Origin of the sequence: Fibrobacter sp. UBA4297 (assembly GCF_002394865.1) — a bacterium.
Taxonomy (GTDB): domain Bacteria; phylum Fibrobacterota; class Fibrobacteria; order Fibrobacterales; family Fibrobacteraceae; genus Fibrobacter.
The window spans coordinates 273,728-297,819 of record NZ_DGUZ01000021.1; the positions used below are offsets into that span (position 1 = coordinate 273,728).

General features: G+C 46.2%; 10 protein-coding genes. 9 read left to right on the top strand and 1 reads right to left on the bottom strand.

The annotated features are described in order from the left end of the window. Positions 1 to 5: 5 nt before the first annotated feature. The 9 genes from B3A20_RS13160 to B3A20_RS13200 are packed head-to-tail and all read left to right on the top strand — an operon-like array spanning position 6 to position 22,623. Complete coding sequence (locus B3A20_RS13160) at positions 6 to 749, top strand: thioesterase II family protein (protein ID WP_290765656.1); 744 nt, start codon at positions 6 to 8, stop codon at positions 747 to 749. A gap of 6 nt (positions 750 to 755) precedes the next feature. Next, the gene (locus B3A20_RS13165; protein WP_290765658.1) at positions 756 to 3,482 is read left to right on the top strand and encodes an amino acid adenylation domain-containing protein; all 2,727 of its coding nucleotides are present in this window, start codon (positions 756 to 758) and stop codon (positions 3,480 to 3,482) included. Continuing rightward, on the top strand, positions 3,479 to 4,558 hold the full coding sequence (locus B3A20_RS13170; protein WP_290765660.1) for a hypothetical protein: 1,080 nt from the start codon (positions 3,479 to 3,481) through the stop codon (positions 4,556 to 4,558). Before B3A20_RS13165 ends, B3A20_RS13170 begins: the two co-directional genes overlap by 4 nt. A gap of 4 nt (positions 4,559 to 4,562) precedes the next feature. Next, the gene (locus B3A20_RS13175) at positions 4,563 to 5,633 is read left to right on the top strand and encodes a Gfo/Idh/MocA family oxidoreductase (RefSeq protein WP_290765663.1); all 1,071 of its coding nucleotides are present in this window, start codon (positions 4,563 to 4,565) and stop codon (positions 5,631 to 5,633) included. A 19-nt stretch (positions 5,634 to 5,652) separates the two neighbouring features. Continuing rightward, complete coding sequence (locus tag B3A20_RS13180; protein ID WP_290765665.1) at positions 5,653 to 12,528, top strand: non-ribosomal peptide synthetase; 6,876 nt, start codon at positions 5,653 to 5,655, stop codon at positions 12,526 to 12,528. Next, a complete protein-coding gene (locus B3A20_RS13185; RefSeq protein ID WP_290765667.1) occupies positions 12,528 to 13,982 on the top strand; it encodes a condensation domain-containing protein in 1,455 nt (484 codons plus the stop codon). The genes B3A20_RS13180 and B3A20_RS13185 overlap by 1 nt, the downstream gene beginning before the upstream one ends. Continuing rightward, positions 13,983 to 14,660: a 4'-phosphopantetheinyl transferase family protein gene (locus B3A20_RS13190; protein WP_290765669.1), complete on the top strand. Its 678-nt coding sequence runs from the start codon at positions 13,983 to 13,985 to the stop codon at positions 14,658 to 14,660. Positions 14,661 to 14,706: 46 nt separating this feature from the next. Beyond that, positions 14,707 to 16,254 (top strand): AMP-binding protein, encoded by a 1,548-nt coding sequence (locus B3A20_RS13195; RefSeq protein ID WP_290765826.1) that lies wholly within the window; start codon positions 14,707 to 14,709, stop codon positions 16,252 to 16,254. A 9-nt stretch (positions 16,255 to 16,263) separates the two neighbouring features. Next, complete coding sequence (locus B3A20_RS13200; RefSeq protein WP_290765671.1) at positions 16,264 to 22,623, top strand: non-ribosomal peptide synthetase; 6,360 nt, start codon at positions 16,264 to 16,266, stop codon at positions 22,621 to 22,623. A gap of 207 nt (positions 22,624 to 22,830) precedes the next feature. Here B3A20_RS13200 and B3A20_RS13205 read toward each other — a convergent pair whose 3' ends face one another. Beyond that, complete coding sequence (locus tag B3A20_RS13205) at positions 22,831 to 24,051, bottom strand: hypothetical protein (RefSeq protein WP_290765674.1); 1,221 nt, start codon at positions 24,049 to 24,051, stop codon at positions 22,831 to 22,833. Between the last annotated feature and the right edge of the window lie 41 nt (positions 24,052 to 24,092).

Below are 24,092 nucleotides of genomic sequence, written 5' to 3' on the forward strand. Positions count from 1 at the left end.
AAAAAATGGAAAAAACACTAGAGGAACGCTGGTTCCCCTTCTCCACATATACTCTAAACGATACGGAGCACAAAAAAATCTTCTGTTTTCACCATGCAGGAGGCTCCGCTAGCGTGTATCGCAAGTGGACACTTGAAAAGAAAAATATGAATTTCATCTGCGTCGAGCTTCCCGGCAAGGGAACTCGCCGCCGCGAACCGTTTGTCGGCGACTTCAAGAAGCTCCTCGATCCGCTTTGCAAATGCATTGTAAAAGTAACGCAAGGCAAACCATTTATTTTGTTCGGACACAGCATGGGTGCCGCCATGGCATTCTATGTTGCAGAACATCTGCAAAGCAAATACGGCGTCCGCCCAGAAAAACTGATTGCAGCAGGCCGCCAGGCCCCACAAGATGAAGACCCAGGAGAGTTCAAGACTTACATGGGCGACGATGCGCTGATTCGTGAACTCAAAAAATACAACGCCACGCCTAAGGAAATCCTTGAAAACAAGGAATTGCTCCAATTCGTCCTCCCCGAAGTGCGCAAGGATTACACACTTAATGAAAGCCTGATTTACAATGGCGAACGCATTGATACCCCGATATATATCAATTGCGGTTCCAAGGACATTGGAGCGACAGCCGCCATTATGCAACGCTGGCAATCCGTCACGACACAGGAATTCAAGGAAAAGGAATTTGAAGGCGACCACTTCTTTGTTTTGAATTCTGAACAGTACCCCGAATATCTCGCTAACGCAGGTTAAAAACTTATGTTTACCAACAATCTTGAATGTATCCATTCTGCCGTTTTTGCAAAAGCATTCGAAACACCGTCGGCAACCGCACTCGTATCGCGAAATGCTGATAACACTTACAGCCAAAAGACATACGCCGAGCTTGCCGAAAGCGCCTTAAAAATCGCATCCACGTTGAAGGCCGCCGAGGTCAAGACAAAAGACCTCGTCGCCATCGTTTTACCGAAGGGAATGAATCAGATTTTCTGTACGCTCGGGATTCAGGCGATCGGAGCAGCTTATGTTCCTGTTGGCATCCACCAGCCGATGGAAAGGATGCACAAGATTTTTGACGCTGCAAAAATTTCTGCAATCATCACAGATGCGGAACACGCAGAACAGATTCGTAAAGAAAATCCGGCTTGGAAGGTCATCGTTGTCGACGAAACTTTGCAAAGCGCGCCCATGTTAAAAGATGAAATTGTCGAAGACCCTTCGCTCCTCGCCTACATCATTTTTACCTCTGGCACAACAGGCGTTCCGAAAGGCGTGATGATTTCGCATCGCGGCGCAAGCAACACCATTCGCGATATCAACGAGCGTTTTAATTTAAGCGCTAATGATGCCTGTATGGCGATTTCAGAATTGGACTTTGACCTTTCCGTTTATGACATTTTCGGCATACTTTCCTTGGGCGGAAAGGTCATTGTCCTCTCTGAAGAAACTAAAAAAGAAGCAAGCATCTGGAAACAGATCGCAAGCGATCAAAAAGTGACATTGTGGAATTCCGTCCCTGCGCTTTTTGAAATGTTCACGATTGTCGCAGGCGACAAGGCAAGTAGCATTCCGCTAAAGACCGTGATGCTTTCGGGCGACTGGATTCCGCTCCCGCTTTTCGGCGCCACAAAAAAACTTTGGCCAAGTATTCGTTTCATTTCACTCGGTGGCGCTACAGAAGTCTCTATTTGGTCCGTTTGGTACGAAGTAAACACATTGAATCCAGAATGGAAATCCATCCCTTACGGCAAGGCCTTGTTGAATCAAAAAATCAAGGTCATGGACGAAAAAGGTCAGGAATGTCCAACCGGTGAAGCGGGCGAACTCTGGATTGGCGGCGTAGGCGTTGCTGAAGGCTACTTGAATCAACCGAATTTGACGCAGGAGCGCTTCCCCGTTGAAAATGGTGAACGCTGGTACAGGACAGGCGATAAAGTCCGCATGATGGCTGATGGAAATTCAGAATTCCTGGGACGTCTCGATACACAGATCAAGCTCGGCGGTTTCCGCATCGAACTTGGCGAAATCGAAAACGTCATCAAGAAAAAATCAAACATTGTCAACGCCGCCGCAGTCGTTGTCGAAAACGGAACCAAAAAGGAAATTGTCGCTGCGGTCATCCCCGCACTGAATAAAGAAAAAATTGCAAAGTACGATTATAAGTTTGTCGAAAGCCATGAAGACGATTCCTTACCGGATCGCACAAATGCAGTTGCAGCACTAATTCACGCTGTCCGTTCCAACGTCAAGATTATTCCCGAAAAATCACAGAACGCTTTTGCGTTGTGGAAGAATTGGCTTTTTAAGAACGGCTTTGAAAGCATCCGCCCAGCTATAAAATCTGAATTTTCAAAGGAACTGAACAGCGCAGAAAATGTCGAATTGTTGCAAAATGTTCTTACAGGGAACCGCCCAGAAACAGACCTTTTAAGCAACAAATTTTTCGCACCCGAAAAGTTGCTTTGCGAAAGCGCTCCGTTCAAGACTTTCATCGGCAAGGCCGTTACGTTTGCAGCCGCTAACAACATCAAGAAAATTGCATTTCTGAATGCACGTTCCGGGCTTGGCGTACGAGAATTCTTGAGCCGTTACGAAAAGAACGGGATGGAGATCACACTGTTCGATGAATCCACAGGAATGCTCAACGAAGCAAGCGATACACTACGCAATTGGAGGGATTGCCTAAAATTCAAGCAACTCGATTTGAGCGCTTGCGTTCAGGAATTAGAATCGTTCGACTTGGTGATTGACGCAGGCTTTTTGCACACTTATAACAATCCTAAAGACGCATTAGCATTCGCCTACATGATTTTGAAAAAGAGCGGAACACTCATGGCGCTGGACTTTGAAAATTTTGACCCACTCGCTATTGTGAGTTCTGCCGTACTGGAAAACGGCTTTGCCAAGTACACGCGTTTGCGCCGTTTCACCTCGCTTTTGACCGATGAAGAATGGGAATCCATTTTCAAGGAATTGCCTTTCGAAACCATTTCGCTTGAAAACAACTCGCACTTTGTACAGACAATTGTAGCAAAGAAAGCTTCTGATGCCAAGGAAATTCTTGGCAATGAATTTGAGACATATTTGAAAACGAATCTCGTCCCGTACATGATTCCGGCTCGAACAGAAGTGTTCGTCAAGTTCCCGCTCACGGCTAACGCCAAGGTGGACCGCAAAACAATCACAGCGTACTTGAAAAAGACAGGTGATGCAGACGTAAACGAGAACTACGAAGGTCGCGAAATGGATCTCGCAAGCATTTGGAAGTCGCTCCTTTCCCTTGACAAAATTGATCGTCACGCCAACTTCTTTGAAATCGGCGGGGACAGCCTCTTGGCTACGCGATTCATTGAAAAAATCCATACGCAGTTTGGCGTCGAGATTTCGCTCCGAGAATTTTTCGAGAATGCAGAATTAAACGAACTCGCACAGATTTTCGAAGAACGCATCAACGCCTTAGGCGATATCGAAGAGGGGGAAATATGATTGGAATTTTAGGCGCATACGGAGCCGTCGGCATTTGGGCAACAAGATTTATCAAAGCCAACAGTTCACAAAAGCTCCGCATTGGCGGGCGCAACATTGAAAAAGCTCCAAGCGAACTGCGCACGGAATGGGCCGATGCCGACTGGACGAAAGTAGACGTTTCGGACAAAGACAGCGTATCGCAATTTATGGACGGATGCGAAGTCATCCTCGACTGTGCAAAGCTAACAGATACGCAAGTTACCTTGATGGATGAAATCGCAGAAAATAAAAAAGTTCCTGTCTTACATCTCGGTATTGCGGGATTCAAAAGGAAAGATTCGGGAGTCGCAATCGCGTACGGAGCAGGTTGCATTCCTGGACTTTCTGGACTAATTCCGCAATACCTTGCAATGAATTTTGACCGAGTCCATTCTTTAGAATTTTATTACGGCGGATTGGGCGCGTTCTCGTACACTGCGGCAAATGATTTTATCGACAGCCTTCACAACTCCGACAACCGCACCATGGTCTATTGGAAAAATGGCACAGTCGTACCTTTTGAAGAATCTTCAAACGATGTTTCCGAAGACTTAAAAAAAGTCATTGACATCAAAAAGATGTTTCCTTTTTTCGATGGAGAAGCCGAAGCCGTCACACGCAAATTGCAACTTGACGAAGCACGATTTCACATGTGCCTCAGCGGAGAACGCACCATTGAAATCATAAACTCCGCAAGGCATCAGTACAAGCAAAATCCCGACGAAACGATTAAAAAGCTTTGCACGGCAAGCAAGCTTGATACGTTCGGGATCAAGGAAAATACCTTCTACTTATGCCTTATGGAAGGCGAAAAGAACGGCACACCTGCAAAATTCAAGATGACCGTTTCTGGGCTCGGACCATCGCCTATGACAGGCGTCAGCGCAGGCGCAGCAACACTCAGTTTCATCAACGAGAAAAATATTTGCGGTACTTTTTTGCTTGGCGAAAGCAATTTGGCAAAACCCATCATCGAATCACTCATGGCAAACCAACCTGAATTTTCATGCGAAATCAAGAATATGAATTCTACCGAAATCGAGGGAGAAATTTAACGAAATGAAAAAACGAGTCATTGTCTGCGGAAGTACATTCGGACAGTTTTACATCAACGCTCTGCAGCAACTATTAAGCGATGATTTTGAATTAGTTGGACTTTACGGCAAAGGAAGCGAGCGCTCCAAAAAATGTGCCGAAACATACAACATTCCACTGTTTACGGAATTTGAGCAGATCCCTGAAGTTGATTTTGCATGTGTCGTCATCAGTTCAGGAACTGTTGGCGGCATCGGTACAGAACTCGCCTGCAAGTTCATGGAAAAGAAAATTCACGTTTTGCAAGAACAGCCCATCCATCCGCGCGACCTTACTGAAACATATCGCGTTGCGAAAAAGAATGGCGTTTATTTCAAGACATGCGATCTTTACCCAAAGCTCCCCGAAGTAGCAAGATTCATTCGCGTCGCACAAGAACTGAATAAGCACGAAAAATCACTCTACATCAAGGCAGCCTTCGGTCCGCAAGTTTCTTTCCCTGCCATAGACATTCTCTCCCGCATCCTCCCCTCCGTTTACAGTTTGACCGTTGAACACATCACGGAATGCGTCGGACCGTTCGACATTCTCACCGGGAAATTGGGTGACACGCCCATTACCATTGAATACAACAACCAGGTCAATACGGACGACCGCGACAACCACGCACATCTTTTGCACAACTTCGCCATTGTTTACGAAACGGGCCGTTTGATTCTCGAAGACACGTTTGGTCCTGTACTTTGGAAGCCGCGCATGTATGTTCCCAAGTACTTGTACAATCCCGAAAAGCGAAACGAAATCCCGCCGTACTTGAAAGAATTGACCATGGAAACATTGGGAAACTACAAAGCCAAGGATTTCATGCACGTCCTTTTTGACGACTGGAAACAGGGAATCGCAGACAACATTGTTGAATTTTCAAAGATGATTGACCAGAAGGTAAAACTCGCTCCATACGCCCAGCGAGAACTTTTATGCTCGCAAAAATGGTCCGAAATCACAAACATTTTCGGATTTGCAAAGCTGATTCACCCAGAAGGCAACGAATACATCCCATCAGCACAAATCCATAAATACAGCGAAGAGGTTTAAGACATCCATGAACAAGAATATGAAAGAATTGGTCAACCGTTTTGAAGCAAAGGGTATTCATCTTTGGGTAGATGGCGGAAAAATTAAGTACAAAGCCTCAAAAGAGTTGATGACGCCAGACGTTCTTGCAGAACTCAAGGCCAACAAGGAATCGCTTATTGAATTTTTGAGCACAAAGAGCGATGATAGCGATATTTCAATCGTCATTGACCGAATAAATCGATTTGAACCATTCCCGCTGACCGACGTGCAGTCCGCTTATTTGCTCGGACGTAGCAAGACTTTTGAATACGGTGGCGTCGCTTGCCATGTTTATCTGGAGATACGTTACGCGGAACTTGAAACGCAAAAGGTTCGTAACATCTGGAATGCGATCACGCGCAAATACGACATGCTCCACGCTGTCATCAACGAGAGCGGATTTCAGCAGGTGATGAAGGATGTTCCAGAATTGGAGATTCCGGAATGGGACTTGGTAAAGCATCCTGAAAAAACAGCCGATTTTGAAAAGTTCCACAAAGAAATGGGTAACCGTGCCTATACCGTTGGGAAATGGCCGATGTTCGGGCTTGCCGTAAGCCGCAATAATGAAGGTGCAATTCTCCATTTTTCGATTGAATTTTTGCTTGCCGACTGGGCAAGTATCTGGAAACTTGTCGCCGAATTTGAAGCCGCCTATTTTGACGGCGTCCCCGTCAGCGGCGAAGAAGAACTCTCGTTCCGTGATTACCTGATTGCAGAAAAGAAACTCAAGGCGACTCCGCAGTACGAAAAAGAAAAGAAGTACTGGATGGATCGAATTGTAAACCTCCCCGATGCGCCAGAATTGCCAAAACTCTCAGCCTCCGAAGCAAAAGATGCATTCGGTCGCAAGTTCTTGAGAATTCCTGCAGACGCTTGGAACCGCATAAAGACAAAAGCCAAGCAATACGGTCTCACGCCTACCGTTCCGATTCTTTCGTGCTATGCCGATGTTCTTGCCAAGTGGAGCCGCAATAAGCGTTTTTGCATCAACATGACGGTTCTCAACCGATTGCCGTTGCACGAAAAAGTGATGGACATCGTTGGCGATTTTACATCATTAAGTTTGTTAGAAGTCGATTGTGGCGGTAAAGAAAACTTCCTCGCTCGCACCCGTAAAATCAATGGCCAGCTTTTTGCAGACTTGGACAACCGCCTATTCAGCGGCGTAGAGGTCATGCGCGAGATTTCCCGCCAGAGCAAAAAGACCGGGCTTACCATGCCAATTGTCTACACGAGTGCTATTGGGCTTGCCGATTCTGGAACACCTTTGCGCGGTGAATTTTCAGGGGGCATTTCACAGACGCCACAAACGTTTATCGATTGTCAAGTCATGGATGGAGCATTCGGTCTGCAAGTCAACTGGGACTACCGCGAAGGCGTTTTCCCAGAAGGCGTTTTGGATTCCATGTTTGAGGCTTTTGAAAAAAGGCTGTTGGCGCTCGCAGACGAAAACGAGGACTGGGAAAATATTGCAAATATAGCCCTCCCTGCCCGCGATGCAGCAGAACGCAAAGCCGCAAACGACACGCGAAAAGATTGGAACGTGCGAATGTTGCAAGACGACTTTATCGAAAGCGTCAAGCGCACTCCGAAGAAAATCGCTATTGATGACGGCACCACACAATTCACGTTTGAAGAACTCGATGCCCGCGCCAAAGTGGTTGCCGATCAGTTAATAACATGTGGTATAAAGCCTCAAGATTGCGTGCCAGTACTGATGGAAAAATCCGCATGGCAACTTGTCTCTGTTTTTGGCGTTTTGTACGCAGGAGCCATCTACGTCCCGATCGCCGCCGCAAAAGCCAAGGGTCGTGCCGAAAAGATTGTAAAGAAAACGGGAGCCAAGGTTGCTCTAGGAATTTCTACAAACGAAGCGCTCCTTGAAGGCGAATTGACGACTATTAACGTAGACACCCTCAGCGCAAATAACTTTGCCGTAGACTGTTCAAGATTCCCGAGACGCACTCCAGATGATATCGCCTACATCATCTACACAAGTGGAAGCACTGGCGAACCCAAAGGCGTTGTGATTACACACAAAGGTGCCATGAACACCATCGACGACATGAATGACCGATTCCATGTCACCGCAGACGATGCCGTACTCGGGCTTTCACAACTCAATTTTGACCTTTCTGTTTACGACATCTTTGGCATTCTCGCTTGTGGCGGAACCGTCATTTACCCGACCGCACATGATTACATGAATCCCGAAATTTGGGAATCCTTGATTCACAAGAACCACATCACCGTTTGGAACACCGTTCCGGCCTTGATGAAGATGCTCCTGAATTTTGTTGAAAGCAAAAAATCGGCAGAGCCTCTCCCGCTCAAGGAAGTGTTCCTCTCCGGCGACTGGATTCCTGTAGACATGCCCGAAAGAATCCGTAAAGTCGCCCCTGGCGTCGATGTCATCTGTCTCGGCGGTGCAACAGAAGCCTCCATCTGGTCCAATTACCATCGTTACGATCCTAACGACGGTCTCAAAATTCTGCCGTACGGTCGTCCGCTCGCGAACCAGACCATGCACATCCTCGATAACGATTTACAGCCGTGCCCGACAATGGTCGCGGGGCAAATCGCGCTTGGTGGCGATGGCGTTGCACTTGGCTATTACCTAGATGCAGAACGCACTGCCGCGCAGTTTGTGACTCTCCCGAAAACGGATGAACTAGTTTACTTGACCGGTGACATGGGGCGCTATCTCCCCGGTGGTGAAATTGAATTTCTCGGTCGTGAAGACACTCAAGTAAAAATTCGTGGGCATCGCATTGAGCTCGGTGAAATCGAAAATGTCTTGAAGGACTTCCCCGCCATCAAGGAAGCAGTCGCCATTGTCAGTACAGACAAGCGCGAAATCTATTCTGCGATTATTCCCGAAAATGCATCCAACGAAGCAATTATCGAAGCTAAGCAAAAATTCAACGAGCGTGAAAAATCCGTTGAAAAGTTCATGCAGGATTGCGTTAGCGAAATTGACATCAATCAAATCAAGGCCGGTTACGAAGCAGAAGAAACCGCAAGCACCTACACCATTTTATTTGAGCTTCAAAAAATGGGATTGTTCAAAAAAGACAAGCCTTACACTTTTGAAGAAATCAAAGCTCCCATTATTTCCAAATACCATTGGCTTGTAACACAATGGATTAGCTACTTGCAAGCAGAAAAGCTCATCGAGCAACAGGGCGATTCTTACATCTGCCACGCGGAAGCTTCGGAACAGCAAAAGGAAGCGCTTTGGAAGAAGACTTATGAAGTTTGGAATGGTGAATACATCACCAAGGATTTCCTTGAATACGTCAAATTGAACGGCGAGCACCTTGCAGAAATCGCTCAAGGAAATGTTGATCCAGGTAAATTCCTTTACCCCGAAGAAGGCGACAAGTACCGTTATGTTGACTCGCTCTACGTCAAGAACAAGATAATGGTCATCGCCTATAAGACCTTGGCAGAATATCTGAAAAAACTTTTGGACCAAGAGCCCAATCGTCCCATCCGCATTCTCGAAATTGGTGCCGGCACAGGTTCAGCAACAAGATACCTGTTGCCCACATTAAAGGGCCACAAGTTTGAATACTACTTCACCGATTACCTAAAGCATTTCTTCCCGACTGCAGCAGAGATGTTCAAGGAATATCCAGAGCTCGTTTTCAAGCAGCTCGACATGAATGAAGATTTTGTCAAGCAAGGATTGAAGCCAAATTCATTTGATATAGTCTTTGGCGGATACGTTATGGACAACGCTATTGATTTCAGCAAGACATTGGAACAAATTGAAAACGTTCTCGTTCCAGGCGGACATTTCATGTTCCTCGAGTCTTACGAACTTTCAGCATGGATTACCATCACGCAGGCGCTCTTGATGGATGTTCCGTCCGATGATTTGGAACGCCAGAAACAAATTTTTGAGCAACTCAAGATGTCTCGCGACAAGTGGGCTGCAAAACTGGAACATGGCGAAAAGAATGTAAGCCTAAGTTCTTTCCCGGCTAGCGATGAACAGCTGGACCTTTTGCACGTTCTGTTCTTTGTAAAGCAAGTCAAGACAGACAAACAAATCATTGACGAGGAAAAGCTCAAGGCGCACTTGGATAAATACCTATTGCACTACATGCATCCGGGACTCATCCAAGAATTTAATGCATTGCCGCTTTCTGCCAACGGGAAAATCGACCGCAAGAATATTCTCAAGTTCTTCGAAGAAACAAAGGCAAAATCGGGAACGTTAAACATCGCGCAACTCGAAGATGCTCTTGTCAGCAGCTTGCCTATAGAAAAAGCGGCAGCGATTCTTGGTAACAACAAGGACAACCTCATCGTAGCTGTAGAACCTCGCAAAAAACAGGAATCGCAAACAAGAGCAAGCGAAGAAGCTTTTGCAAAATTCGTGAAGCAAGCCGACCAGGACTCCGCAACAAAGCAGACTGATTTCGATTGGAATAAAATTGAAACCAGCTACAGAAGCATTGAAAAAGCATCAGCAGACTCCATTCTGCTTGGACTTTTCAAGACCGGCATTCTCGTTTACGGAAAAGATTTCACCAAAAGCGAATTTGAAAAATCATTACCCGAAAAATTCCGATTCCATGCACAGGAATGGATTAACGTTCTTTTAGAAAACGGCTACATCGCTGCAAGTGAAGACGGATTCAGGATTTTGCAAGAGACCTCGACTCCGCACAACGAAGCTAAATGGCACGAAGCGATTCAAAATCTTGACAATCACATCGGCACAGAAGCTTACGTCAAATACCTCAAGGATAACGGCATTCACTTCGCCGAAATTTTGGAAGGCTCAGTTGACCCCGAACAATTCGTTTACAAGAACTATATCGATAACGAAGAAAAGAGCGCTTTGCAAAATTGGGCAGATATTATTCAAGCCCAAAACAATTACAAAGTCATCAATGATTACATTGTCACTTCCCTGAAACAAATCATGACATCGGATTCCAAGAAAACTTGGAGAATCCTTGAACTAGGTGCTGGCACAGGCCAAATCACGCGACAGATATTCGCCTATCTCAAAGAATCCAGAATTCCGTTCATTTATAACTTCACGGACAAGTACACGCAATTTTTCCCGATGGCGGGAGAATACACAAACAAAGATCCTGCCATGATTTTCACGCAGCTGGATTTCAACGAGAATTTTGAAACTCAGGGAATTGCAGAAAACAGCGTAGACATAGTCCTGTGCGGTGGCGTGATGGCAAACTCCATCGACTTGAATCATACGCTAGAGCAAATCAAGAAAACCCTAGTTCCGGGCGGTTACCTTTTCATTGAAGAAGTCTGTTCCGATTGCGCTTCTGTATCGGTTTCTCAAGCATTGATGATGGACAAGCCGACTGACAAGATTCGCGAAAAGAACATGTTCTTGCCCAAGAAGGATTGGCTTGATTTATTGCGTCAAAAGGATAATCTTCGAAATGCAACAACACTCCCGCTGGACGACAACAAGGCAAGAATGTTGGGCGGTTATCTCTATGTCAAACAGTTCAAGTACGATCAAGAAGACGTTTCGGAATCATCCATAAAGCTCATCCTGAACGATATTTGTCCTGAAAAGAATACATCCATTCAAATTCTTGACAAACTACCAACAAACACAGACGGAAGCGTTGACAAGCGTGCATTGAAACATTATGCAGACGCATTTGAAAGCTCGCAGAGCAACGAAAAATCAATAGAAAGCCGACTTATTGAAATCACCGTCAAGGCGTTAAACATCGATTCCATTGGCTTGGACGACAACTTCTACGACTTTGGCGCAGACTCATTGCTCATGGCTCAGATGGCAACAACTATCCGTAACGAACTCGCTTCGGACAAGACGTTTGACGCCATTTTAAAGCAGCTGCTTGATTTTCCGACCATCACGGAAGTTGCCCAGTTCCTGAAAAACGAAGTCACCGAAGAATCAGGCGACTCGGGAGAACTCATTCAGCTCCAGCGCATTGGCAAGCCGAAAAACAATTGCGCTAGAATTTTGCTTCCAACAGTTCTTTGGAACAACGAAATGTACCATGAGATCATTCCGCTCATGGAAAAGCAGGACGAAGGCGAAATTTTCACATTCAAGCTTTCAAACCCGCAACAGTTCTTTGACATCAATCCCGATGAAGTTGCGAGCGTCTTGGCAAAGACCTTTGCCGAAAAAATCATTGAAGCCCAAATTGAAAAGGTGCAGATTATCGGATACAGTTTCAACGGTAAGATGTCTTTGGAACTTGCCGAGCGCCTTGAAAATGCAGGGATTGAAATAGCAGACTTCGTGATTGTAGAAGGCGCTCGTTTGCCATTTGAAATCAAGCAAACGAACATGAAGGACTTTTTCTTTGCCACATTAATTGGCGTTGATCCGCAGAAGGTTGGTTTCAAATTCGAAGACATTACTTTCTTGATGAACCGCTACATCGAAGAAACAAAGAAAAAAATCATTGACGAAAGCGACTTCGAAAAAATCATCAGCCAGTCACCCGATGCAGCCGCCATTCGGATCTTCAACGCATTATCTGCAAGCGAACGATTCCAGAAAATCAAGGAGTATTCGGGCGATTTCGGCAAGAGCATGACCGATGAAGCTTTCGCTAGAATCAAGAATACATTTGACCAAAACTTCAACGTCATGGTCAATTATAACCCGACTCCGTATTTTGGCGACTTGCGTTATTTGAAGGCAGACAACAGCAACAGTATTTTCAAGAATGCTGATAAATTCCTGTTCCAAAAATGGGATGACCTCTGCATTGGTGAAATAAAGTACGAACAGCTCAAGGGAGACCACTTCACCGCATTCACATCAAAAGAATACGCCATAGATCTCGCCGAAAAATTGTCTATCAGGAACATTCAGGAGAACGCCTAATGAGTTTTCAGAATGTAGCAGAACTTATTGACAGTTTCGCAAACCGAGGCGTAACGCTTTGGCTAGACGAAGGCAAGCTCAAGTTCCGTGCCGCAAACGGAGCGCTCAGCGCCGAAGACAAGGAATGCCTAAAAGCGAATAAAGCAGATATTATCGCGCATTTGGAGCACCTTGCAGCAGAAGAATCAAACGCGTTTCCGCTCTCGCCCATTCAAAAATCGTATTTGGTCGGTCGCGATTCCGTTTACGATCTCGGTGGAATCAACACGCATTACTACATGGAGCTTGAATTCGATGCGACAATTGATGTCGCATTGCTAGAAAATGCATGGAACGAAGTCATCTCGCACGATGACGCGCTTCGCCTTGTCATTTCTGCCAAAGGAACGCAACACGTTCTTGAAACCGCACCGAAATATTCCATTGAAGTCGTGAATTTAGAAACCCCAAAAAAGCGACTCGAAAAACGCAAGGAGTGGAGCCACCACATTTACCCTTTAAATCAATGGCCATTCTTTACAATGCGCGTTTCGCGAGTCCCGAACGAAAATGATGTTTTGCATTTCGATTTTGACTGCATGATTATGGACGCTTGGAGCGCAAAAATTGCGCTTTCGCAAATGTTCAAGCTCTATCGCGGCGAAGCCGTGCAATGGATTGATTACGGATTCAAGGACTATTGCAACGACTTGATTGCATACGAAAAGCAGCAAGATTATTCGCAAGCCGAAGCGTTCTGGAAATCTAAAATCAACGAACTAGTGTGCGAACCCGACTTGCCATATGCCAAGCCACTTTCCGAAATTCACAATCACCATTTTGCTCGTATTTCAGGAGAATTGTCCGTTGACGAATTCGCATTGTTCCAGCAAAGATGCCGCGAATATCGCACAACGCCCGCTGCAGTTATCAGCACTGCATACCTCAAGGCACTTCTGAAATTCAGCACAAACGATTCGCTTACGCTTAATTCCACCATATTCAACCGTTTGCCGCTCCACAAAGACATCAACTCGGTTGTCGGCGATTTCACGAACATCGCTTTTATCACATTATCCAAGAAATGCAAAAACTTTTTGGAATGCGTCCAAAGCGTTCAAAAAGACTTGTGGCAACTTGTACGATTCCACACGTATGATGGCACAAAGATTCTCAAGTTCAAGGAAGGGCTTTCGCCGATGCGCGCACAAATGCCCATTGTGATTACATGCGTACTCGAAAACGGTCAAAAGTCCAAGAGCGATATGCCCGATGGACTGCGACAAATATACGCATTGAGCAAGACACCGCAAGTGGTGTTGGATTACCAGGTCACCAATTTTGACGGGAGACTTTCCGTCAACTGGGATTACGCAGAACCCGCATTTGCACCGGAAACATTAAAAGAAATGTTCGCGACAAACATCGGATTACTTAAAAGATTACTCACAGAAAAATGGGACGAGGTTTTGTAAGTGCTATACATTTTCACAGGAACAGAATCTTTTACAGAAATAGACCTAGCAGGGCTATGGCCATTGCTAAGCAATCAACGCGCCCAAAAAGTTGACAAATACCGTTATTTCAAAGACCGTAAATTATCGGCGTTGGCATACATCCTTTTGCGTTACGCTTTAATCGAAGAAAAAGGCATTGACGAAAAAGTTGAATTCGAAATTGGCCCTTACGGAAAGCCGTTTATCAAAGGCATGCCGGAGCTGCAATTCAATTTATCGCACTCCGCCGAAGGAATTGTTTGCGGACTGGCAAACTCCCCCGTGGGCGTTGATATCGCAGACATTGACGCCAGCAATTTAGACTGCATGAAAAGCGCCATGCATCCGTGTGAACAACATGCCATAAAAAATTCGAATGACAAAGCCCGCACATTTGCGCGTTTTTGGTCAATGAAAGAAAGTTTTTTCAAATACATCGGCACCGGAATCGACGGCAGCATAAAAAGCCTTGATTTTTCGGACTACGATGAAAATTTATTCGATTACAGACTCGCCAAAATGCAAGTTGTCGATAGTGAAAAATCAGTCATCACCGCTTACTGCGCAGAACTTTTGCCCGTCAGAATCCTCACCAAAATCGACCTAATTGACTTTTTAATAGGAGAACCCCATAATGCAAAATTTGCCCTCGCTTAATCAAAAATTGAAAGAATATCTCGAATGCGATTCTCGCATCATTCTAATGAAAAACGGAATTGCAACAAATTTTTCGAAAGCAGAATTAAAAATGCGCATTCTATGCGCACGCCATACCTTTGAAAACGCAGGGCTAAAGCAAGGCGACATGGTGATTTTTCAAATCAACGGAGCTTCTAAAAAAGCTTTCATGGGAAACTTTTTCGCTCTTTTAAGCATGGGAATCGCACCTGTATTCTTGACAGCGGCACGCAGCAAAGACCATGTTACGCGTTTGATTCGCGTGGCAAGCGACAACCCCAAAGCCGCCATTATCGCAGACACCGAAACCGCCGAATTCATCAAGTTCTTCTGGAAAGAATGCGATTTGAACCGTTTGATTGTCGTGCCTGAAGAAATCACACAAATCCCGCAAGATTTGCCAAGCGAAATCGAATATGTCGATGTAGACCCTAAAGCGCTCGCGCTCGTTCTTTACTCCTCCGGCAGCACCTCCGACCCGAAGGGCGTCATGATGTCTAACGAAAGATTCCTTCTGATGCTCAAGAATCTGAACATCGCGTTAAAGACAAGTTCAAAGGATACATGGTTGCAATGGCTCCCACTTGAACACGCTTTTGGAATTGTCACGCTCATCACCATCCCGATGTACTACAAGACGGGCGCCGTTCACATGGACGCCGCAGAATTCATCCAGAATCCAAAATCATGGTTTGATGCAGTCAGCAAGACTCGCGCTACAAAGACATCTGCACCGAATTTTGCTTACCCGCTTCTTTTGAAGGCAATGGACGGTAGCGAAAATTGGGATTTGTCTTGCATTGATTTTATCTTGAATGGCGGTGAGCCGCTTTCGAAAAAGGTTCTTGCCGAATTCACGCAAACCATGGCAAAATTTGGAATGCACGAGCATGCCATCGTCCCGCTTTACGGACTTACAGAAGCTTTGGGCGCCGTAACGTTCAACATGGACCACGAATACCCGGAACTTGATATCAATAAAGTGACTGCAGGCATTGACTTCGACATGAAAGGTCTTCGCGAAAATGCAAAGGACATTGTCTGCCAAGGCCGAGCCATCCCCGAAATGCAAATCCGCATTTGCGACGACGATAACAAAGTTCTTCCAGACAACACCGTCGGAAGCATCCAAGTTTTCAGTGACTACATTTGCACAGGCTACCTGAACAAAGATTCATCCGACATGTTCGTTGACGGTTGGCTCGACACAGGCGACTTAGGCTTTTTGAGCAACGGTCTCTTATACGTTGTAGGCCGTAAAAAAGACATGTTCTTTATCCACGGCAAAAACATTTATTTGCGCGACATTGAACAAGTTGTCACTTCTAAATTCGGCTACCGTTGTGCCGCCTGCGGCGTGAACGACTCAGCCGCATCCACCAATTACATTTACCTCTTCGTTGAATACGGCGAACCCGAAAAAGTAAACGTCAAGTCTCTCAAAGATCACGTTTTCTCCGAAATGGGATTCGGCTTAAAAGAAGTCATCCCGCTCAAATCATTGGTTCTCACAGGCACCGGCAAAATTGCAAAAGAAAAATTGTACGCCGCCTATAAAGAAGGTAAAATTTAAGGAGACTTTATGTCGCAACTTTCGCAAAAAGAAATTCTTGAAATCGTCAATCAAATTTTAAAACAGAACGTTCAAACAGACACATCTCTTTACGAAGTTTTTGAAGATTCCATCCAGATGTTTCGATTCCTTGGAGAAGTCAAAAATCAGCTAAGCATAGAATTCGGCATGCTAGACTTGGTCAAGGCAGAGACCATCGGCGATTTGGTTGACAAAATTCAAGAGAAACTCGGCAACGGAGCCGAGGTCGAAAAAAAAATTTCCTTGACGCCAATGCAGCAATCCTACCGTCTAGGGCGTGAACAGTTTTTCCATGGTTCTGTGAATTCCACCCATATTTACTTTGAAGTGGAACACGCTCTAGACATCGACAAGGCTGAAGAATGTATCAGCAAGCTCATTGAAAAGCACGAAGCACTCCGCGCATTTGTAGAAGATGAGGATCAATGCATTCTCGCCAAGGACATCTGCAAGAACTTCAAGATTACGCGCGAAGCCGTTGCAGAGAGCGATTTGAAACAACATCTCGAACAGAAGCGTTTACGCGCGCAAACCGAAATGCGCGATCTCGGCAAGTGGCCGCTATTTGACATTACAAACATTTCTACCGAAAAGCGTTCCATCGCCGCAATCGATTTGGAACTCATGTTCATTGACGGGTTAAGCGCACAGGGACTCGCCTCTGAATTTTTGTCACTTTACCATGATGGTGTTTTACCATCATTCGACTTCGACAATAATCAGCAATATATCGATTGGATCAAGTCTCGCAAGGATTCCACCAAGCACGATAACGATGCAGAATTTTGGCATAAGATCGAAGCAGACATCCCCGCAGCCCCGAAGTTTCCCGTTATAAGCACAAACGACAACGAAGCCAATATTTGCAACCGCGTTCAGAGAAAGTTCAGCAAAGAAACGCTCCGTAAAATGGAAATCACCGCCCGCAAAAACGGCGTCACCTCCAGCGTAGTCCTCTTCTACCTTTATCTGAAAACGCTCGCAAGATTCAGCGAAAGCGGTGATTTTTCCGTCAACATCACCATGCTCAACCGTCCTTATGGTATTGAAGGCATGGACCACATTATCGGCGATTACACAAGCAACGTCATCTTTGACTTTTCATCAAAAGTACTTGAAGGCTTGAACGTTCGCGACACGCTCCAGAAAGTTCGCGACCGCATGTACGAACGCATCGACCATAGCGCTTACGAAGGCGTCGAAGTCATCCGCGACTTGATTCGTCAAAAGCAAATTGACAAAGAAAATCCCATGCCGATTGTCTTTACAAGTATGCTCTTTGGCAGGCTCCCCGAACCGCAAGGATTGCAAGTCAATTATGTACAATCGCAGACATCGCAAGTCAGCATCGATAACCAGATTTGCAAAACACACGATGGCGGACTCATGATTTCGTGGGACTATCTTGAAAAGATTTTCCCGAAAGATTTCATTTTCGAAATGTTCCAATTCTACGGTGAATCCATTGAAGAATTTGCAGAAAGTGCAGACTTTACAAGCCCCGTCATCAGTGTTGAAAAAAGAGTAGAAGCCTACAACAGCACCGCAAAAGCATTCAGCATTGAGCACCCGATTGCATACTTGCAGCGTTCCTTCGCCAAGTTCCGCGACAACATCGCATTGCAAGACGGCGTCATGACCACCATGAATTATGGCGAACTCGAGGATTCCATACGCAAGGCCATGTTCATGCTCAAAATGCAGGGCGTGACTTGTGGCGATTCCGTTGCCATTCTCTCGCAAAAGAATTTTTCAACCGTCATTACAATCTTAGCCACGATGGGACTTGGCGCGACATACATTCCTGTTGACGCCAAATGGCCCGAAGATCGAAAGAATTACATTGTCAAGAATTCCAATTGCAAACTGTTGGTAGAACCGCAAAAACTTGTAGAATCGCCAACCCGCGAACGCGCTGATTTTGCACCGAATCCAGACCTTAATGCGACCGCTTACGTCATTTACACTTCCGGAAGCACAGGCGTCCCGAAGGGAGTGCTTATTTCGTACGCAGCAATGATGAACACCATCATCGACATCAATGAGCGCATGGGCGTAAACGAGCATTCTACAATTCTCGGACTTTCTTCGTACTGCTTCGACCTTTCCGTTTACGACCTTTTCGGCACATTGATTGCAGGCGGCAAGCTCGACATTGCAAAAGACATTCGCGAAACCGACGAAATCCGCAAGTTCATGGACAGTTCCAAAAACATCTTGTGGAATTCCGTCCCTGCCGGCATGGAACTTTTCATCGACAGCCTTGATGAATCCTACACCAATAACGAACTCAAATCCGTTCTCTTGAGTGGCGACTGGATTTCCGTTTCGCTCCCGGAACGCATCCGCAAACATTTCCCCAACGCAAAAATTTACAGTTTGGGCGGAGCTACCGAAGCATCCATTTGGTCTATCTACTTCCCGATTGTGCATGTCGAGCCCACTTGGCAAAGCATCCCTTACGGATACCCGCTCACAAACCAGACAATTTATGTTCTGAACGAGTCGCTTGAAATTTGTCCGCCCGAAGTCCAAGGCGAAATCTACATCGGCGGCGTTGGAGTCGCTCAGGGTTACGCCAACTGCGAAGAAAAGACAAAGGCAGCCTTCATCGAACATCCAAAATTCGGACGCATTTACAAGACCGGTGATTTCGGGCGTTTTTCGTCGAACGGTTACGTCGTATTCCTCGGACGCAAGGACAGCCAAGTTAAAGTTGGCGGTTACCGAATTGAACTCGGCGAAATTGAGCAACGCATGAACGCCATCGCGTCTGTCGATAGCGCCATCGTCGTTCTGGACACGAACAAGCAAATTGTCGCATTCTACACCGGCACGCAACAGGATAAAGAATGGTTCAAGAATGAGCTTTCGCAATTCCTGCCCGTGTACATGATTCCGCACAAGTTCATCCATCTGGATGCAATGCCGTTATCTTCTAACGGAAAGCTTGATCGCAAAACGCTGATGCAGAATCTTGCCGCAGGTTCCGCAACCATAGCAAACGCAGCGGAAGCTAAAGCACCGGTAGTCCTCACCGAAACGCAATCCGCAATTATCGACATTTGGAAAACAGTCCTTGAACTCAAGGAAATCGACTGCAACCTCGACTTTTTTGAGCTCGGCGGTGACTCCATCAAAGCCCAGCGAATCGCACAACGCATTGACCAAAAATACGGAATCCGTGTTCCGTTCGTCTCCGTTTTGAACGCTCAAAACGCAAGGGATTTTGCCGAATCTGTAGAAGACATGATTGTTCCTAAAAGCGCCACCGAGGCGTTTTCCGCCACAGATTCTAGCGAATCCGGAAAAGGCAGAGAATTTCCGATGACAGGTGTTCAGCTTGCCTATCTGAACGGTCGCAACGATCACTTTGAACTCGGCAAGTACAATGCGCATTATTACTTCGAAATCGAATCGCAATACACCATTCCCGAAATCGAAAATGCCATCCGAAAAGTCGTGAAAAAGCACGACGCATTCCGCGCCATCTTCCTCCCGAACGGTACGCAGAAGGTTCTCACCGATGTTCCCGACTACAAGATGGAAGTCGTGAACTGCACCCCGGCAGAACGCGAAAACGAAACACTCAAAATCAGGAACGAGCTTTCACATCACATCTACCAGCACGACAAATGGCCACTATTCACCTTCAAGGCCGTCGATTACGGTGAAGACACCCGCACGGTTTTTGTGAGCTTCGATTTGATGGTTTGCGATGGCGACAGTATGCAAATCTTCTTCTCGGATTTGGGACGCATTTTGCGTAAGCAGCCATTCGAGGAACACATCGGCTATTCGTATGAGCGCTATGTCCGCGATCTTTCCCACTCCCGTGACGAAAAGCGCTATGAAGAAGATAAGGCGTATTGGATGGAACGATTGCCGACATTCCCTGAATATCCGCACGTGCCACTTGCTCAAAAGGTTTCGGATTGCACCGAATACACGATTACACGAAAGCAAGATGTTATCTGCAAAAAGACCTGGAGTAATTTCAAGAAGGTCGCCAAAGAACATCGCCTTTCGCCGTCAGCACTGCTTTGCACCATTTATGCCAAGGTTCTTGAGCGTTGGAGCAACCAGCAAGACATGGTGCTGAACTTGACCGCATTCGAACGCAAGCCATTCCACAAGGATGTCGAAAAAATCATCGGCGACTTTACCAAGCTCTTGCCTCTCGCTCTTTCGATGAACGAAAATGACTTGTGGAAACAAGCCTCTGATGTGCAGACACGAATCATGGACGGTCTTGAGCACTTGTCTTACGACGGCACCGAAATCATGCGCGAGCTCGCCAAATCAAGGAACCAGTTCGGCAAAGCTATTTTGCCTGTAGTCTTCACTTGCGTCTTATTTGATGCCCCTGAAAACTATTACGAAGTTCTCGGCAAATTGCGTTATTCCATTTCACAGACTCCGCAAATTTTCATCGACAACCAAATTGCAGAAATGGGCCAAAAGCTCTATGTCACCTGGGATGTCGTCAAGGAAATTTTCGAGCCGGAAATCATCGACCAAATTTTTAAGGACTTTGTCGAAAACATTCGCTACATTGCCAACGGTGAAAACAAATTACACTTCCCTGAAATCAGGAACGTTTGGAACCGTTACAACCTCACTGTTGGCGCAGCTCCTGCAAAAACTTTGCACGGCCTCGTCAACAACGCCATGCAAAAATACAAGGACCGCACAGCCGTTGTCGGGAAAGAGTCTTCGCTTACCTACGCAGAACTTGATATTCTTTCAAATCGCATCGCCAATTACCTCCACGATAATGGTGTAATTCGCGGCGACCGCGTTGCCGTCCTTGGCGAACGCATCCCGGAAACGATTGCAAGCATTCTTGGCATTCTCAAGGCAGGCGGCGTTTACGTTCCCATCGATGTTTCGTACCCTAAGGAACGCGTAGACTTCATCATGCAAGATGGCAACTGCAAATTCTTGCTGAAAAAATCGTATCTCGAATCCAAGGGAATCTTAAGCTACAGCGAAAAGTCACTCCCGACCATCAACACGCCCAAAGACGAAGCCTATATCATCTACACTTCCGGTAGTACGGGCAAGCCCAAGGGCGTCATCATGCAGCATGGCGCAACCGCAAATACGATTATTGATGTTAACGATCGCCTCATGCTCAACGAAAACGACGCACTCATCGGAATCTCTTCCATTTGCTTCGACCTTTCCGTGTACGACATTTTCGGCGCTCTCAGCAGTGGCGCAAAACTCGCATTAGTGAGCGACGCCCGCGACATGCGCGAAGTCTGCGAAGTTCTCCGTGTGCAGAATGTGACCATCTGGAATTCTGTTCCCGTACTTTTCGACATGGCGATGAAGCACCGCATTTCAACAAATGATTCTAGCAATCTTTCACTCCGCAAGGTTCTCCTTTCGGGCGACCGCATCCCGCTTGATATTTGTACAACATCAAAGAATGCAGGTTGCAAGGCAGACCTTATCAGTCTCGGCGGCGCAACCGAAGCGGCCATTTGGTCCATCATCTACCCGTTCAGCGAAGTGCGCCCAGAATGGGACTGCGTGCCTTACGGCTACCCGATGAAAAATCAGACGTTCTATGTGCTCAATGCAGATTTGAAGCCCTGTCCGCCAGAAGTTCAGGGCGACCTCTACATCGGCGGCGTGGGACTTGCAAAGGGCTACAATAACGATCCCGAAAAGACAAGCAAGGCATTCATCAACCACCCAAAACTTGGCCGCATCTACCGCACCGGCGATTTGGGCAAGCTAAAAACCGAAGGTTTCATCGAATTCCTCGGACGCTCCGATACGCAAATCAAGCTCAACGGATTTCGCATTGAACTCGGTGAAATCGAAGCCGCATTGACGCACACGGGACTTGTCACAAGAGCCGTCGTCGCGCTCAAGGATGTTCCTGGGAACGGCAAGCAAATCATCGCCTACGTCCTTGGAGCAACCGTTGATAACGCCGAAAGCGTACTCCGCGCAGAAATTGCAAAAGTGCTCACGGGTTACATGATTCCTTCGAGAATCATCACGATGGAATCTTTCCCGCTTTCTGCAAACGGCAAGGTTGACAAAAAGCAGCTCCCAATTCCGGAAGCGCCAATCGCATCAACACAAAACGCAACCAACACAACAGCAAGCGAAAACATCTCCGATGAAGAAAAAGCAATGCTTGAACTCTGGCAAAGCGTTTTCGAGAATCCAGGTATCACGCTTGATGACGACTTCTACTCCATAGGCGGTGATTCCATCACCTTGATGAAACTCGTCGACAAGATTGCTCTAGACCTCAAGAAAACCGTAAGCATCGACCAGATTCTCCAAGCTAAAAATATCAAGGAATTCATAACTCTCATCTAGTAGTCAAAAACTCTCCTTAGTAAAAAACTAGCGTCGGGCGCAAAGCCCGGCGCTTTTCGCATTTCGTTCCTTTGCATTCCACATCAATCCTTGCGCATTACATGCCCCGCCACCAAAAAAATATGGCGCGCCTTTCGGCACGCCATACTTGTCTTTCTTCTATGGGAGTCTGGATCAGAAGAGTAGGAGTCTCAAATCCTAAATTAATTAGTCCTGAATCGGAACGATATAGTAAGCCGTTCCCGTCTTAACATCCATTTCCTTTTTGACCTTGCCAGAAGCAATGTCGTAGCGGTAGATGGCACCACCCTTGCTGTCAGCATGGCCAAGCAAAACGCTCTTGCCATCGGCATCCAAGTGGATAGACGGTGCAAACCACGGAATCGTCGGGCTCAAGTCAAGCTTCTTGATGGTCTTCTTGTAGACATCAACGACAACAAAGTACCATTCATAGTTATTGAAGTTCGTCGGGTCTTCAAAGTTACCAAAGAAACCCATGAACTTACCGTCACCCATATAGGTACCGCCAACCATCAAATGATTGTTATTGGTCTTCTTGCCATCATATTCAGTTTCATTCATGCGGAAAATCCAATCCTTGTCAAATTCGGATTCACCCTTCTTAATGCGCACCCAACCTTCCTTATAGCCTTCAACAAAGCCGTAAGAAGCATTGGAATAGAAGTAGACATCGCCCTTTTCATCAACAAAGGAAGCCGTGCCGTTCATATCGTCCATACCACCGACAGCAGAGACCTTGTCGCTATAGACAACCTTCTCGACCTTGTCGGTCTTAGTGTTAATAATGGCAACGGATGCACGCGGGCCAGCAATCATGTTTGTAAAATCAACAAACTGGTTCAAGCAAACATACATCTTGTCTCCGCTAATCACAGCAGAACCCGGAACCGTACTCAAAGCACCGCTTTCTTCATCGATGTAGCTAGAAAGGTCAATATTTGCTGTTTCCTTGAGAGTCGTCGGGTCAAGAGCGGTAATCTTATCACCCAAAGCCTGTTCGACATACATCTTGTTCTTGTCTACAAACTTCATTGCAATGGACTGCGTTCCCGTAAACTTGGCTGTAGCAGCGGCCTTGTCAGCCATCTTACCATCCTTAACTTCGTAACGGGAAAGAGTGCTGTTCATGGCATTGTCAGCGGCAAGTACATAGACAGAGCCGTTGAAATACATGACAGAACCAGAATTCGGGGCTTCAGTAAAATCCTTGACAATCTTGGCCTGGTCATCAGAAAGGGAACCAATTCCAACATACTGGGAAGTTTCCATCATGAAGGAGAATACGTACTTCTGGCCATCGGAATTACCCTGATCATCCGACGATGCATTGGAACCAGAGTCATCGCCGCAGCCAGAAAGCATCAAGCCAAAAGCGGCCATAAGAAAGAGAGACTTATAGGATTTCATTGTTTTTCCTTTTTTTGTTATTGTTAAATATTCTGTTTTGT

Excerpts from the sequence above, each read along its gene's own strand:
- B3A20_RS13160 (WP_290765656.1), top strand. The coding sequence starts at position 6 with ATGGAAAAAACACTAGAGGAACGCTGGTTCCCCTTCTCCACATATACT.
- B3A20_RS13165 (WP_290765658.1), top strand. The coding sequence starts at position 756 with ATGTTTACCAACAATCTTGAATGTATCCATTCTGCCGTTTTTGCAAAA.
- B3A20_RS13170 (WP_290765660.1), top strand. The coding sequence starts at position 3,479 with ATGATTGGAATTTTAGGCGCATACGGAGCCGTCGGCATTTGGGCAACA.
- B3A20_RS13175 (WP_290765663.1), top strand. The coding sequence starts at position 4,563 with ATGAAAAAACGAGTCATTGTCTGCGGAAGTACATTCGGACAGTTTTAC.
- B3A20_RS13180 (WP_290765665.1), top strand. The coding sequence starts at position 5,653 with ATGAAAGAATTGGTCAACCGTTTTGAAGCAAAGGGTATTCATCTTTGG.
- B3A20_RS13185 (WP_290765667.1), top strand. The coding sequence starts at position 12,528 with ATGAGTTTTCAGAATGTAGCAGAACTTATTGACAGTTTCGCAAACCGA.
- B3A20_RS13195 (WP_290765826.1), top strand. The coding sequence starts at position 14,707 with ATGAAAAACGGAATTGCAACAAATTTTTCGAAAGCAGAATTAAAAATG.
- B3A20_RS13200 (WP_290765671.1), top strand. The coding sequence starts at position 16,264 with ATGTCGCAACTTTCGCAAAAAGAAATTCTTGAAATCGTCAATCAAATT.
- B3A20_RS13205 (WP_290765674.1), bottom strand. The coding sequence starts at position 24,051 with ATGAAATCCTATAAGTCTCTCTTTCTTATGGCCGCTTTTGGCTTGATG.